This window comes from Klebsiella sp. P1927 (assembly GCF_018204675.1).
GTDB lineage: Bacteria > Pseudomonadota > Gammaproteobacteria > Enterobacterales > Enterobacteriaceae > Klebsiella > Klebsiella pneumoniae.
Window position 1 is genome coordinate 4,971,876 of the sequence record NZ_CP073377.1, and the last position, 13,200, is coordinate 4,985,075.

General features: G+C 56.6%; 14 protein-coding genes. 5 read left to right on the forward strand and 9 right to left on the reverse strand.

The features are described 5' to 3' along the window. Window positions 1-51 precede the first annotated feature (51 nt). Both ppiC (KB892_RS24770) and ppiC (KB892_RS24775) read left to right on the forward strand, forming a co-directional pair. Entirely contained in the window at window positions 52-333 is a 282-nt protein-coding gene (ppiC, locus tag KB892_RS24770) for a peptidylprolyl isomerase PpiC (protein ID WP_002883181.1), read from the forward strand. A 51-nt stretch (window positions 334-384) separates the two neighbouring features. Beyond that, on the forward strand, window positions 385-666 hold the full coding sequence (ppiC, locus tag KB892_RS24775; RefSeq protein ID WP_002883180.1) for a peptidylprolyl isomerase PpiC: 282 nt from the start codon (window positions 385-387) through the stop codon (window positions 664-666). Between the two features lie 203 nt (window positions 667-869). Here ppiC (KB892_RS24775) and ilvC read toward each other — a convergent pair whose 3' ends face one another. Next, window positions 870-2,345, reverse strand: a complete 1,476-nt coding sequence (ilvC, locus tag KB892_RS24780) for a ketol-acid reductoisomerase (RefSeq protein WP_002883178.1) — start codon at window positions 2,343-2,345, stop codon at window positions 870-872. 152 nt (window positions 2,346-2,497) lie between these two features. Between ilvC and ilvY the strand changes: the two genes are divergently transcribed. After that, window positions 2,498-3,388, forward strand: coding sequence for an HTH-type transcriptional activator IlvY (gene ilvY, locus KB892_RS24785; protein WP_002883176.1), 891 nt, complete (start codon window positions 2,498-2,500; stop codon window positions 3,386-3,388). Here the strand turns inward: ilvY and ilvA are convergent. The 7 genes from ilvA to ilvL all read right to left on the reverse strand — a co-directional run bounded on the left by ilvA (window position 3,385) and on the right by ilvL (window position 9,928). Then, entirely contained in the window at window positions 3,385-4,929 is a 1,545-nt protein-coding gene (gene ilvA, locus KB892_RS24790) for a threonine ammonia-lyase, biosynthetic (protein ID WP_002883174.1), read from the reverse strand. The genes ilvY and ilvA overlap by 4 nt on opposite strands. Window positions 4,930-4,931: 2 nt before the next feature. Then, entirely contained in the window at window positions 4,932-6,782 is a 1,851-nt protein-coding gene (gene ilvD / locus KB892_RS24795) for a dihydroxy-acid dehydratase (RefSeq protein WP_002883173.1), read from the reverse strand. Between the two features lie 60 nt (window positions 6,783-6,842). Beyond that, entirely contained in the window at window positions 6,843-7,772 is a 930-nt protein-coding gene (gene ilvE / locus KB892_RS24800) for a branched-chain-amino-acid transaminase (RefSeq protein ID WP_002883171.1), read from the reverse strand. Window positions 7,773-7,788: 16 nt separating this feature from the next. After that, entirely contained in the window at window positions 7,789-8,046 is a 258-nt protein-coding gene (ilvM, locus tag KB892_RS24805; protein WP_002883170.1) for an acetolactate synthase 2 small subunit, read from the reverse strand. Next, window positions 8,043-9,689 carry an acetolactate synthase 2 catalytic subunit gene (ilvG, locus tag KB892_RS24810; protein ID WP_002883142.1) on the reverse strand — a complete coding sequence of 549 codons (1,647 nt, stop codon included), beginning with the start codon at window positions 9,687-9,689 and terminating at the stop codon, window positions 8,043-8,045. Before ilvG ends, ilvM begins: the two co-directional genes overlap by 4 nt. 2 nt (window positions 9,690-9,691) lie before the next feature. Continuing rightward, complete coding sequence (gene ilvX / locus KB892_RS31710; protein WP_201281575.1) at window positions 9,692-9,745, reverse strand: peptide IlvX; 54 nt, start codon at window positions 9,743-9,745, stop codon at window positions 9,692-9,694. 84 nt (window positions 9,746-9,829) lie between these two features. Then, window positions 9,830-9,928, reverse strand: coding sequence for an ilv operon leader peptide (gene ilvL, locus KB892_RS24820; protein WP_001311244.1), 99 nt, complete (start codon window positions 9,926-9,928; stop codon window positions 9,830-9,832). A 354-nt stretch (window positions 9,929-10,282) separates the two neighbouring features. Between ilvL and KB892_RS24825 the strand changes: the two genes are divergently transcribed. Further along, entirely contained in the window at window positions 10,283-11,803 is a 1,521-nt protein-coding gene (locus KB892_RS24825; protein ID WP_002883134.1) for a YifB family Mg chelatase-like AAA ATPase, read from the forward strand. Between the two features lie 24 nt (window positions 11,804-11,827). Here the strand turns inward: KB892_RS24825 and KB892_RS24830 are convergent, their stop codons facing one another. After that, entirely contained in the window at window positions 11,828-12,166 is a 339-nt protein-coding gene (locus KB892_RS24830) for a MaoP family protein (RefSeq protein ID WP_004146520.1), read from the reverse strand. 118 nt (window positions 12,167-12,284) lie between these two features. Here KB892_RS24830 and hdfR point away from each other — a divergent pair, with 118 nt between their 5' ends. Next, the gene (gene hdfR / locus KB892_RS24835; RefSeq protein WP_002883081.1) at window positions 12,285-13,106 is read left to right on the forward strand and encodes an HTH-type transcriptional regulator HdfR; all 822 of its coding nucleotides are present in this window, start codon (window positions 12,285-12,287) and stop codon (window positions 13,104-13,106) included. Window positions 13,107-13,200 lie beyond the last annotated feature (94 nt).

The window sequence follows — 13,200 nt, forward strand, 5'->3', positions numbered from 1 at the left end:
ACTGACTGATGGTAAAGTGTCAGCCACACAAACCATCCTGAGAATGATGTCATGGCAAAAAGCGCAGCGGCCCTGCATATCCTGGTCAAAGAAGAGAAACTGGCGCTGGAGATCCTCGCCAAACTGGAGCGGGGCGTCAGCTTCGATCATCTGGCGAAACGCTATTCTAAATGTCCGTCTGGCCGCAACGGCGGCGACTTAGGCGAGTTTCAGCAAGGCGCGATGGTCGGTCCGTTTGATCAAGCCGTCTTCAGCTGTCCGCTGCTCAAACCCTATGGCCCGGTGAAAACCAAATTCGGCTACCACATCATCAAGGTGCTGTATCGCCGCTAGCGCGTGATACTATGGCGCCCTGATTTATCCCAACTCACTCAAGGCGCAATCATGGCTAAAACCGCGGCAGCACTGCATATCCTGGTAAAAGAAGAGAAACTGGCGCTCGATCTGCTCGAGCAGCTCAAAAACGGCGCCGATTTCGGCAAGCTGGCAAAGAAACACTCCATTTGTCCGTCAGGCAAACGCGGCGGCGATCTGGGTGAGTTCCGCCAGGGCCAGATGGTACCAGCCTTCGATAAAGTGGTCTTCTCCTGCCCTGAACTGGAGCCAACCGGCCCGCTGCATACCCAGTTCGGCTACCACATCATCAAAGTGCTGTACCGGAAATAATAAAAAAACCCGGGGATCTTAATCTCCGGGTTTTTGCCTGATGGCGCTTCGCTTATCAGGCCTACTAAACAAATCCATGCCTCTATGGATTTCGGCTTGCCGGAAGGCGGCAAGGAAGTACATCCCCAGGAACAAAGATTACTATGTGACTGGGGTGTACGTACCGTAGCCAACGCATCGGCAAGTCGAAAGACGACGAGGAATTAGCCGGCTACCGCGATACGCTTCATATCGGTCATATAACCGCGCAGTTTCTTACCAACCTGCTCGATAGCGTGGCTGCGAATCGCTTCGTTCACATCGCGCAGCTGCGCGTTATCTACCGCGCCTTCGGCAATCGCTGTGCCCAGGTCGCCGGTCTGCAGGGTGGTCATGAACTCTTTCAGCAGCGGTACGCAAGCGTAAGAGAACAGGTAGTTACCATATTCAGCGGTATCGGAAATAACCACGTTCATCTCATACAGACGCTTACGGGCGATGGTGTTGGCGATAAGCGGCAGCTCATGCAGTGATTCGTAGTAAGCAGACTCTTCGATGATGCCGGAGGCCACCATGGTTTCGAAGGCCAGCTCAACGCCCGCTTTCACCATCGCGATCATCAGAACGCCTTTATCGAAGTACTCCTGCTCGCCGATTTTGCCTTCATATTGCGGCGCGGTTTCGAAGGCGGTTTTGCCGGTCTCTTCACGCCAGGTCAGCAGTTTCTTATCATCATTCGCCCAGTCCGCCATCATACCGGAGGAGAATTCGCCGGAGATGATGTCGTCCATGTGTTTCTGGAACAGCGGCGCCATGATCTCTTTCAGCTGCTCGGACAGCGCATAAGCGCGCAGTTTCGCCGGGTTGGAGAGGCGATCCATCATCAGGGTGATGCCGCCCTGCTTCAGCGCTTCGGTGATGGTTTCCCAGCCGAACTGAATCAGTTTTTCTGCATACGCCGGATCGGTACCTTCCGCCACCAGCTTGTCGAAGCACAGCAGAGAACCCGCCTGCAGCATGCCGCAAAGGATGGTTTGCTCGCCCATCAGGTCAGATTTCACTTCCGCCACGAAGGAAGACTCCAGCACGCCCGCGCGGTGGCCGCCTGTCGCCGCAGCCCATGCTTTGGCAATCGCCATGCCTTCGCCTTTCGGGTCGTTTTCCGGGTGTACCGCGATAAGCGTCGGTACGCCGAAACCGCGTTTGTACTCTTCACGCACTTCGGTGCCCGGGCACTTCGGCGCCACCATCACCACGGTGATGTCTTTACGGATCTGCTCGCCCACTTCCACGATGTTGAAGCCGTGGGAGTAACCCAGCGCTGCGCCGTCTTTCATCAGCGGCTGTACGGAGCGCACAACGTCTGAGTGCTGTTTGTCCGGCGTCAGGTTAACCACCAGGTCGGCCTGCGGGATCAGCTCTTCATAAGTGCCGACTTTGAAGCCGTTTTCAGTCGCTTTACGCCAGGAGGCGCGCTTCTCAGCGATCGCTTCTTTACGCAGCGCATAGGAGATATCCAGGCCGGAGTCACGCATGTTCAGACCCTGGTTCAGGCCCTGTGCGCCGCAGCCGACGATGACCACTTTTTTACCCTGAAGGTAGCTTGCGCCATCGGCGAATTCGTCGCGCGCCATAAAGCGGCATTTGCCCAGCTGTGCCAGCTGCTGGCGCAGGTTCAGTGTATTAAAGTAGTTAGCCATGTCTGTAACTCCGTGATGTTGTGTCGTGCTTATTGTTCGGTTCGCTTTTGCGAGAATGAACTTACTATATGACAGGAATTTTATTGCGGAAATTGATATATTCACAACGTCACGTTGCATTTTATGAAATACAAAACCGGGGAGTACGCGCCGTGGATTTACGCGATCTGAAAACCTTTCTGCATCTGGCGGAAAGCCGCCATTTTGGCCGCAGCGCGCGGGCCATGCACGTCAGCCCGTCGACGCTTTCGCGCCAGATCCAGCGTCTGGAAGAGGACCTCGGCCAGCCGCTGTTCGTGCGAGATAATCGCACGGTGACCCTTACCGAAGCCGGGGAAGAGTTACGTACCTTTGCCCAACAGACTTTATTGCAGTATCAGCAGCTTCGTCACGTCATCGATCAGCAGGGCCCTTCGCTCTCCGGCGAGCTGCACATCTTCTGCTCTGTCACCGCCGCCTATAGCCATCTGCCGCCGATTCTCGACCGCTTTCGCGCCGCGCACCCCTCGGTGGAGATCAAGCTCTCGACCGGCGACGCCGCCGACGCTATGGAGAAGGTCGTCACCGGCGAAGCCGACCTGGCGATTGCCGGTAAGCCGGAGACTCTGCCAGGGTCGGTGGCGTTTTCGATGCTGGAGAACCTCGCCGTGGTGTTAATTGCCCCGGCCCTTCCCTGCCCGGTGCGCAACCAGGTGACCGTCGAGCGCCCCGACTGGTCGACAGTGCCCTTTATCATGGCCGACCAGGGGCCGGTACGTCGGCGCATCGAGCTGTGGTTTCGGCGGCATAAAATCAGCAATCCGTCGATCTACGCCACCGTCGGCGGGCACGAAGCGATGGTGTCGATGGTCGCCCTGGGATGCGGCGTGGCGCTGCTGCCGGAAGTGGTGCTGGAGAACAGTCCGGAACCGGTACGCAACAGGGTGATGATCCTGGAGCGCAGCGATGAGCAAACGCCGTTTGAGCTGGGCGTTTGCGCACAAAAAAAGCGGCTGCATGAGCCGCTTATTGATGCTTTCTGGAAAATTCTTCCCAACCACTAACCCGCGAGGAAAAAGCGGAATGCCGGGTTATGCGTTTCGTCGTGGCACTCATAGCCCAGCTCATTGAGACGAGTTTCAAAGTCCGGCTCGTGCTCGCCCAACTCGAAGGCCGCCAGTACCCGACCATAGTCAGTGCCGTGGCTGCGGTAGTGGAACAGTGAAATATTCCAGTGGGTGCCAAGGGTATGCAGGAATTTCAGCAGCGCCCCCGGCGATTCCGGAAACTCGAAGCTGAACAGCCGCTCCTGCAGCGCTTTTGACGGCCGGCCGCCGACCATATAGCGCACATGCAGCTTAGCCATCTCATCATCAGAGAGATCCACCACGCTGTAGCCGCCGTCGTTCAGTAACTGGAGGATCTCTTTCCGCTCTTCCAGGCCACGACTCAGGCGTACCCCGACAAAAATACAGGCGTCTTTGGCATCGGCAAAGCGGTAGTTGAACTCCGTCACTGAGCGGCCCCCCAGTAGCTGGCAAAACTTCAAAAAGCTACCTTTCTCTTCCGGGATCGTCACCGCCAGCAGCGCTTCCCGCTGTTCCCCGAGCTCGCAGCGCTCGGACACGTAGCGCAGGCCATGGAAGTTGACGTTGGCCCCGGACAGAATATGAGCCAGACGCTCGCCGCGGATGTTATGCTGGGCGATATACTTTTTCATCCCCGCCAGCGCCAGCGCGCCGGAAGGCTCCGCCACCGCCCGCACATCTTCGAACAGATCCTTCATCGCCGCGCAGATAGCATCGCTATCGACGGTGATGATATCGTCCAGATACTCCTGGCATAAACGGAACGTTTCATCGCCGATGCGTTTGACCGCCACGCCTTCGGCAAACAAGCCGACGCGCGGCAGATCCACCGGATGGCCTGCGTCCAGCGCCGCCTTCAGGCAAGCAGAATCTTCCGCCTCCACCGCGATCACTTTGATCTGCGGCATCAGTTGCTTGATCAGCACCGCCACGCCCGCTGCCAGACCGCCGCCGCCCACCGGGACGAATACGCGGTCAATATGGGCATCCTGCTGCAGCAGCTCCAGCGCCAGGGTTCCCTGTCCGGCGATGACCATTGGGTGATCGAACGGCGGCACCCAGGTAAAACCCTGCTGTTGCGCCAGCTCAATCGCTCTCGCCTTCGCTTCGTCAAAGTTGGCGCCGTGCAGCAGCACTTCGCCGCCAAAGCCGCGAACGGCATCGACTTTGATATCGGCGGTCGCTACCGGCATCACGATCAGCGCCTTAACGCCCAGCCGCGATGCGGAAAACGCCACGCCCTGGGCATGGTTGCCCGCCGAAGCGGTGATCACCCCGTGGGATTTCTGTTCGGCAGTCAGGCTGGACATCATCGCGTAAGCGCCACGCAGCTTAAAGCTGTGTACCGGCTGGCGATCTTCACGCTTCACCAGAATAACGTTATCCAGCCGCGACGAGAGCTTATCCATTTTTTGCAGCGGCGTTTTCTGCACCGCTTCATAAACCGGCGCGCGCAGCACTGCTCTCAGGTACTCGGCGCCCTCAGGGGCGCCGGACAAGGGTTGTGAATCCGCCATGATTAGCCACCCAGCTTGGATTTATCGCGTACCGCGCCTTTGTCGGCGCTGGTCGCCAGGCTGGCGTAGGCGCGAAGAGCAAAGGAGACCTGACGCTGGCGATTCTTCGGCGTCCACGCCTGGTCGCCACGCGCTTCCTGGGCTTCACGACGCGCCGCAATTTCCGCATCGCTCAGCTGCAGCTGGATGCTGCGGTTCGGAATATCAATCGCGATCATGTCGCCATCTTCAATGAGCGCAATGTTGCCGCCGCTCGCCGCTTCCGGAGAGACGTGGCCGATAGAGAGCCCTGAGGTGCCGCCGGAGAAACGGCCATCGGTGATCAGCGCGCACGCTTTGCCCAGCCCCATCGACTTCAGGAAGCTGGTGGGGTAAAGCATTTCCTGCATCCCCGGCCCGCCTTTCGGCCCTTCGTAGCGGATCACCACGACGTCGCCTTCCACGACTTTACCGCCGAGGATAGCCTCAACTGCATCGTCCTGGCTCTCATATACTTTCGCCGGACCGGTAAATTTCAGGATGCTGTCGTCCACGCCGGCGGTTTTCACGATACAACCGTTTTCCGCGAAATTGCCGTACAGCACCGCCAGGCCGCCGTCCTTGCTGTAAGCGTGTTCCAGAGAACGGATACAGCCTTCGGCGCGATCGTCATCCAGGGTATCCCAGCGGCAGTCTTGCGAGAACGCCTGGGTGGTACGAATGCCCGCCGGGCCGGCGCGGAACATTTTTTTCACCGCGTCGTCCTGGGTCACCATCACATCGTACTGTTCCAGGGTCTGCGGCAGCGTCAGGCCAAGGACGTTTTTGACCTCGCGATTCAGCAGCCCGGCGCGGTCCAGCTCGCCCAGAATGCCCAGCACGCCGCCGGCGCGATGCACATCTTCCATATGGTATTTCTGCGTGCTCGGCGCCACCTTACACAGCTGCGGCACTTTGCGGGAGAGCTTATCGATATCGCTCATGGTGAAGTCGATTTCAGCTTCCTGCGCCGCCGCCAGCAGGTGCAGAACGGTATTGGTGGAGCCGCCCATGGCGATATCCAGCGTCATAGCGTTCTCAAAGGCCGCCTTGCTGGCGATATTGCGCGGCAGCGCGGAAGCGTCATCCTGCTCGTAATAGCGTTTGGTCAGCTCCACGATACGTTTCCCGGCGTTTAGGAACAGCTCCTTACGATCGGCGTGGGTCGCCAGCAGAGAGCCGTTGCCCGGTTGTGACAGGCCCAGCGCTTCGGTCAGGCAGTTCATGGAGTTCGCCGTGAACATCCCGGAACAGGAGCCGCAGGTCGGGCAGGCGGAGCGTTCCACCTGATTACTCTGCTCGTCGGACACTTTCGGATCCGCCCCCTGAATCATCGCATCCACCAGGTCAAGCTTGATGATTTTATCTGACAGCTTGGTCTTCCCGGCTTCCATCGGGCCGCCGGAAACAAAGATCACCGGAATATTCAAACGCAGGGAGGCCATCAGCATCCCCGGGGTGATTTTGTCGCAGTTGGAGATACAAACCATGGCATCAGCGCAGTGGGCGTTAACCATATACTCCACCGAGTCGGCGATCAGCTCGCGGGATGGCAGTGAATAGAGCATACCCCCGTGGCCCATAGCGATCCCATCATCCACTGCGATGGTGTTGAATTCTTTGGCCACGCCACCGGCGGCTTCAATCTGCTCGGCAACCAGTTTGCCGAGATCGCGCAGGTGCACGTGCCCGGGGACAAACTGGGTAAAGGAGTTAACGACGGCGATAATCGGTTTGCCGAAATCGGCATCGGTCATTCCGGTTGCGCGCCACAACGCGCGGGCGCCCGCCATATTGCGGCCATGTGTGGTGGTGGCGGAACGGTACTTAGGCATGCTCTTTTTACTCCCATCTGTGTTTATTAAATGGGACGGTGCGTGCCGTCCCATTTTTAATTACTTACTTACCGGATCCAACCAGCCCCATTTATCTTCTGTTTCACCGGTGAAGAGGCCAAAGAAGGCTTCCTGAATGCGTTTGGTTACCGGACCGCGACGGCCTGCGCCGACCTGGATGCCGTCCACGCTGCGTACCGGGGTGATTTCCGCCGCAGTGCCGGACATGAAGACTTCATCCGCCAGATACAGGGATTCACGGGACAACACCTGCTCGCGGACTTCGATACCAAGATCTTTCGCCAGCTTGATAATGGCGTCGCGGGTAATGCCCGGCAGCGCGGAAGAGGTAAACGGCGGGGTGAACAGTACACCGTCCTTCACTTCAAACAGGTTTTCCCCTGCGCCTTCGGAGATATAGCCGTTAACATCGAGGGCGATACCTTCCTGATAGCCATGGCGACGCGCTTCACTGCCAACCAGCAGCGAGGAAAGATAATTACCACCGGCTTTCGCTGCCGTCGGGATAGTGTTCGGCGCCGCGCGGTTCCAGGAAGAGACCATTGCATCGATCCCCTGCTCAAGCGCTTCTGCGCCGAGGTAGGCTCCCCATGGGAACGCCGCGATGATCACGTCAGTGTTGTAACCCGGAGGCGGGTTTACCCCCATGCCGACATCGCCAACAAACACCAGCGGACGGATATAAGCGCTGGTCAGATTATTGGTTCGAATGACTTCGCGGCAGGCTTCCATCAGTTCGTCGACGCTCTGGGAGACCGGGAAACGATAAATTTTGGCTGAATCATGCAGACGCTGCATATGTTCGCGATGACGGAACACCACCGGGCCTTTGTGCGAGTCGTAGCAACGGATCCCCTCGAATACCGAGGTACCGTAGTGCAGCGCATGGGACATCACATGAACTTTCGCTTCGCCCCACGGAACCATCTCGCCATTGAACCAAATGTAATCAGCTTTTTTCGTCGTCATTTTTCTTCCTTTGCGCTCAGGCGCGGATTTGTTGTGATGTGGGTTGCTGGATCTCGACGCAGGCAACGTCGACCAGTTTGCTTAATTGACTAAACAGTAATTCGACGGGCCGCGGGCTGGCAACGGTCAATTCGATATTTATGTTCTGTGCGTCCGGCGCGGTTTCCATGTTCATTGCGCAGATGTGGAAACCCCGGTGGCGGACAACGCGCAGCACGCGCTCTAAGGTTTCCGGGTTGAAACGTGCCTGTAAAGCGACCTGATGTTGCATCATGATAATTTCTCCAGCATTTCAGAGTTACTGGCGCCGGGCGGCACCAACGGCCAGACATTCTCAAGTTCGTCGATTGAGACATGAAGCAGGTATGGCCCCTGGCTCGAAAGCATGGTGTCGAGTGCCGCTTCAACCTGGTCTTTACGGGTGATGTGTTGGCCAGGAATACCGAAGGCGCTGGCCAGCGTGAGGAAATCAGGGTTATCAGTCAGAGTGGTTTCGCTATAACGTTCCTGGAAAAACAGCTGCTGCCATTGTCGAACCATCCCTAACCGCTGGTTGTCGAGTAACACGATCTTCAGCGGTAACTGCTTGCGTTTAACGGTGCCCAGCTCCTGTACATTCATCATGAAGGAGCCGTCACCGGAGATACAGATCACCGTATCGTTAGGGCGCGCCACCTGGGCGCCAACGGCGGCCGGCAGGCCAAAGCCCATGGTGCCTAAGCCACTGGAGGTGATAAAGTTTTCCGGGCGGGTATAGGTCATATGCTGAGCCGACCACATCTGGTGCTGGCCAACGTCGGTGGTCACCACGCTGTCCGCCGGCTTGCGGTCGGAAAGCTGCTTCAGCAGCAGCGGCGCGTAGATTGCCTCACCGGGATGATCGTAACGCCAGGCATGCTCGGCACGCAGTGCGGCACTCCGCTCGCGCCAGCCATCGATAGCTAACGGCTGCTGCAGCGCCGGCAGCAGGCAGTTCAGATCGCCTGTCAGACCGATATGCGCCTGACGCAGCTTGTTCAGCTCCGCCGGATCGATGTCCATGTGGATCACTTTGGCATGCGGTGCGAAGGTATTGAGCTTACCGGTTACGCGATCGTCAAAGCGCGCGCCGACGGCGATCAGCAGATCGCACTCCTGTACCGCCAGGTTGGCCGCCTTAGTGCCGTGCATTCCCAGCATGCCGAGATAATAGGGATAATCAGCATCCACCACGCCCAGCCCTTTCAGGGTGCAGGTTGCCGGCATCCTGGTCACCGCCAGGAATTCGCGCAAAGCCGGTACCGCCTGCGCCATGCCGACCCCGCCGCCAACATACAGCATCGGTTGCTGCGATTGGGCCAGCATCTGCAGAGCCTGCGCCACTTCCGCCTGCGGAAATGCCATCTCATCGGCGACGGTAGAGAAATGGGGATCGAGGTCGCCCTGCGCCATCTGAATATCCTTAGGGATATCAACCAGCACCGGACCTGGACGGCCTGAGTTTGCCACCTGGAAAGCCTCGGCAATAACCCGCGGCAGTTCGTCCAGAGACTGCACAAGGAAACTGTGCTTAGTACAGGCCAGTGACAAACCGAGAACATCTACTTCCTGGAACGCATCCGTGCCGATGAAGGGTGCGGCCACCTGGCCGGTGATAGCTACGATGGGAATAGAGTCAAGCAGGGCGTCCGCCAGGCCGGTGATCAGATTGGTCGCGCCCGGGCCGGACGTCGCGATACACACCCCGGTTTTACCGGTTGCTCGCGCATAACCAATGGCCGCCATGGCTGCCCCTTGCTCATGCCGGCACAGCAGGTGCTCCACGCCGCCGTCATACAGTGCATCGTAAACCGGCATAATTGCGCCACCCGGATAGCCAAAAACTGTGTCGACTCCCTGTGTCCGCAAAGCATGTACCACCCACTGCGCGCCATTCATAGTTAGTTCCCCGTCATAAATCGGGAGAAACAGAATTTTATGCTAAAAGTCATCATCTGCTCCTCGCTTAGGTTATTTCAGTTATAAAAAAACCCCCGGACCTTTCGGTGCGGGGGTCTTAGTTCGTTAAGGCTTGATTTCTAAGCCTTTCCTCGTCCAAGTGCAGCCCCGCACGGTGGGATAATAATCACCACCACGCTAATCACGACCAGGCTAATCACTCGTAGAAGGGCTGTCATTTTCTATACTTTCTGGCTTCTTGTTCGAAGGAATACCTAAAGAGTTACCACAGACATCACATAAAGCACAAGATTTTTTTATATCTTCGTTGCTGATCAGCCTAACGGTTTCAATAAAAATAATTGTTTTATATGAAAAAAATCAAAAATGAAAAAAATTCAGTTTTCTCACCCCTGCCGCGCTCTTCGGCGCCCTCTTTGCCAACATAGCTCTGTTTTGCGATCAAACGTCCATTTTCGGCTAAATGTAACGATGTGCCGCGAAAAGTATGGATACGCAGTTCTAAATTCGCACTTTTTCCATTCTCGCTTTACGTCATGCCAACCATAATTCTTCTCTGTCCAGGAGGTTTTATGTCGCTCGCTATCGTCTATACTCGCGCGGCGCTCGGTATCGAAGCGCCATTGATTACCGTTGAGGTTCATCTCAGCAACGGTCTTCCTGGTCTAACTATGGTCGGGCTGCCGGAAACCACCGTGAAAGAGGCCCGCGACCGAGTCCGCAGCGCCCTGATCAACAGCGGCTACGCTTTTCCTGCGAAGAAGATAACCATTAACCTGGCGCCAGCGGATCTGCCCAAAGAAGGCGGACGATACGATCTGCCCATCGCTCTCGCGCTTCTCGTTGCCTCAGAGCAGCTCAACACGACGCGACTGAATCAATATGAGTTTGTGGGCGAACTCGCCCTTACAGGTGGGTTACGAGGCGTTCCAGGGGCGATCCCCAGCGCAATGGAGGCCATCAAAGCCGGCCGGCGCATTGTCGTCTCCTCTGACAATGCGGCGGAGGTCGGCCTGATCGGCGGCAGCGATTGTCTGGTCGCCGACCATCTGCAAGAGGTTTGCGCATTTCTTGCGGGGCAGACATCGCTTTCGCCGCCTCTCGCCGAGGCGCCTGCTCGGGATGAACGCTACGAAGATCTGCTCGATGTTATCGGCCAGCAGCAGGGCAAACGAGCGCTGGAGATTGTGGCCGCCGGTGGTCACAACCTGCTCCTGATAGGCCCGCCCGGGACCGGGAAAACCATGCTAGCCAGCCGACTCCCCGGTCTCCTGCCGCCATTAAGCAATCAGGAAGCGCTGGAGAGCGCGGCCATACAGAGTCTGGTCAACCTCCACACCGCAAAGACGCGGTGGCGTCAGAGGCCGTTCCGCGCCCCCCACCATAGCGCCTCGCTGGCAGCGATGGTGGGCGGCGGCTCGATACCGGTCCCCGGTGAGATTTCCCTGGCCCATAATGGCGTGCTGTTTCTTGATGAACTGCCGGAGTTTGAGCGGCGGGTACTGGATGCGCTACGCGAACCTATTGAGTCAGGCAAGATCCACATATCACGCTCGCGCGCCAAAATTGACTATCCGGCGCGCTTTCAGCTTATTGCAGCGATGAATCCAAGCCCGACAGGACATTATCAGGGTAAACATAATCGTGCATCGCCGGAGCAGACATTGCGCTACCTTGGACGCCTGTCAGGCCCCTTCCTCGACCGCTTCGATCTTTCCTTAGAGATCCCATTGCCGCCGCCAGGAATACTGAGTCAGGGCTCGCAGGGCGAAGAATCGAGCGCAACGGTCCGGCAGCGGGTGCTGGCGGCGCGTGAACGACAAATGCTCAGGCAAAATAAACTCAATGCCCATCTTGAGAATCGTGAAATGAAGAACTGCTGTCGCTTAAGGCGGGAGGATGCTGTCTGGCTGGAACAGACGCTAACGCAGCTGGGGCTTTCTATTCGCGCCTGGCAGCGTCTGTTAAAGGTTGCGAGAACCATTGCCGATCTGGCAGAGGTTGAAGAGATTGAACGCTGTCATTTGCAGGAGGCGCTCAGCTATCGGGCAATAGATCGGATGCTCAACCATCTGCAGAAAATGATGGCGTAAAAAAAGGGCTTACGCCCTTTTTTCTTAGTCATCGCTTTCGGTGTAATCGTCAGCGCCTTCCATCTGCGGTTTGCCGCCGGACAGAGTATGGAAACGCTTCGGCCGCTTGATACGCGCCATATACTTAATCCATACGCGTTCTGCTTCCGTCACCGGCTCACGTTCACCACGGCACACCGAGACAAATTGTTTTTCATCTTCGGTAACAGGTTCGCGCTTACCCAGTTCCAGTTCGTTAAAGGCATAACCATGACGTTCCAGCAGTTGCGCCTCTTTGATGGTGAAATCACCGTGACGGGAGAACCCGCGTGGATAATTTTTATTGTCGAAAAAACGATTAGTCGTCGTAAAGCTTTCCGCCATCCTACACGCTCCTGATTCTTTGGCCGAGCTATTTATGGCGCGGAGTATTAGTTACGCTTGACAGAGCGTCAAACAAAACATTTAAATCATCACGACAAATAATTTTGTGGAGAACGGTGTGGATACGGAATTGCTCAAGACTTTCCTGGAAGTGAGTAGAACTCGTCACTTTGGGCGAGCAGCAGAGGCGCTTTACCTGACACAGTCAGCAGTCAGCTTTCGTATTCGTCAGCTGGAAAATCAACTTGGTGTGAATCTGTTCACCCGTCATCGTAATAACATCCGCCTGACGACTGCCGGCGAAAAGCTCCTCCCCTATGCCGAAACGCTCATGAATACCTGGCAGGCTGCGCGCAAGGAGGTGGCACACTCTTCGCGACACAATGAATTCTCCATTGGGGCCAGCGCCTCCCTGTGGGAATGTATGCTTAACAGCTGGCTCGGTACCCTCTACAGCGCACCTTACAATCTCCAGTTTGAAGCCCGTATCGCGCAGCGGCAGTCGTTGGTTAAACAGCTTCACGAACGCCAGTTGGATCTGCTGATCACCACCGAATCGCCGAAGATGGATGAATTAAGCAGCCAGCTGTTGGGTAATTTTACTCTTGCCCTGTATTGCGCATCGCCTGCAAAAAACAGAAATGAATTGAATTACTTGCGCCTTGAATGGGGGCCTGATTTTCAGCAAAACGAAGTGGGACTGATAGGAAGCGATGATGTTCCGCTGCTCACTACCTCTTCAGCTGAACTGATCTATCAGCAATTATCGCGCCTGAACGGCTGCTGTTGGCTACCTGCTCGCTGGGCGAAAGAGAAGCATGGGTTACATACGGTCATGGACAGCGCTACGTTATCCCGTCCACTTTATGCGATCTGGTTACAAAATAGCGATAAGCAGGCGCAGATCCATGAGATCCTGAAAAACCCTATTCTGGAATAAACGCTACTCTCCATGGACGGAGATCAGCAAGGTATTTTCGTCGGGGATATTGCCAATGGAGATTAGAGATAAAAAAAAATCCTTTGCCTGAGCA

What these genes read in the sequence shown, in the direction of transcription:
- ppiC (WP_002883181.1), top strand. Translation starts at nt 52, where the DNA reads ATGGCAAAAAGCGCAGCGGCCCTGCATATCCTGGTCAAAGAAGAGAAA.
- ppiC (WP_002883180.1), top strand. Translation starts at nt 385, where the DNA reads ATGGCTAAAACCGCGGCAGCACTGCATATCCTGGTAAAAGAAGAGAAA.
- ilvC (WP_002883178.1), bottom strand. Translation starts at nt 2,345, where the DNA reads ATGGCTAACTACTTTAATACACTGAACCTGCGCCAGCAGCTGGCACAG.
- ilvA (WP_002883174.1), bottom strand. Translation starts at nt 4,929, where the DNA reads ATGGCGGATTCACAACCCTTGTCCGGCGCCCCTGAGGGCGCCGAGTAC.
- ilvD (WP_002883173.1), bottom strand. Translation starts at nt 6,782, where the DNA reads ATGCCTAAGTACCGTTCCGCCACCACCACACATGGCCGCAATATGGCG.
- ilvE (WP_002883171.1), bottom strand. Translation starts at nt 7,772, where the DNA reads ATGACGACGAAAAAAGCTGATTACATTTGGTTCAATGGCGAGATGGTT.
- ilvM (WP_002883170.1), bottom strand. Translation starts at nt 8,046, where the DNA reads ATGATGCAACATCAGGTCGCTTTACAGGCACGTTTCAACCCGGAAACC.
- ilvG (WP_002883142.1), bottom strand. Translation starts at nt 9,689, where the DNA reads ATGAATGGCGCGCAGTGGGTGGTACATGCTTTGCGGACACAGGGAGTC.
- ilvL (WP_001311244.1), bottom strand. Translation starts at nt 9,928, where the DNA reads ATGACAGCCCTTCTACGAGTGATTAGCCTGGTCGTGATTAGCGTGGTG.
- KB892_RS24825 (WP_002883134.1), top strand. Translation starts at nt 10,283, where the DNA reads ATGTCGCTCGCTATCGTCTATACTCGCGCGGCGCTCGGTATCGAAGCG.
- KB892_RS24830 (WP_004146520.1), bottom strand. Translation starts at nt 12,166, where the DNA reads ATGGCGGAAAGCTTTACGACGACTAATCGTTTTTTCGACAATAAAAAT.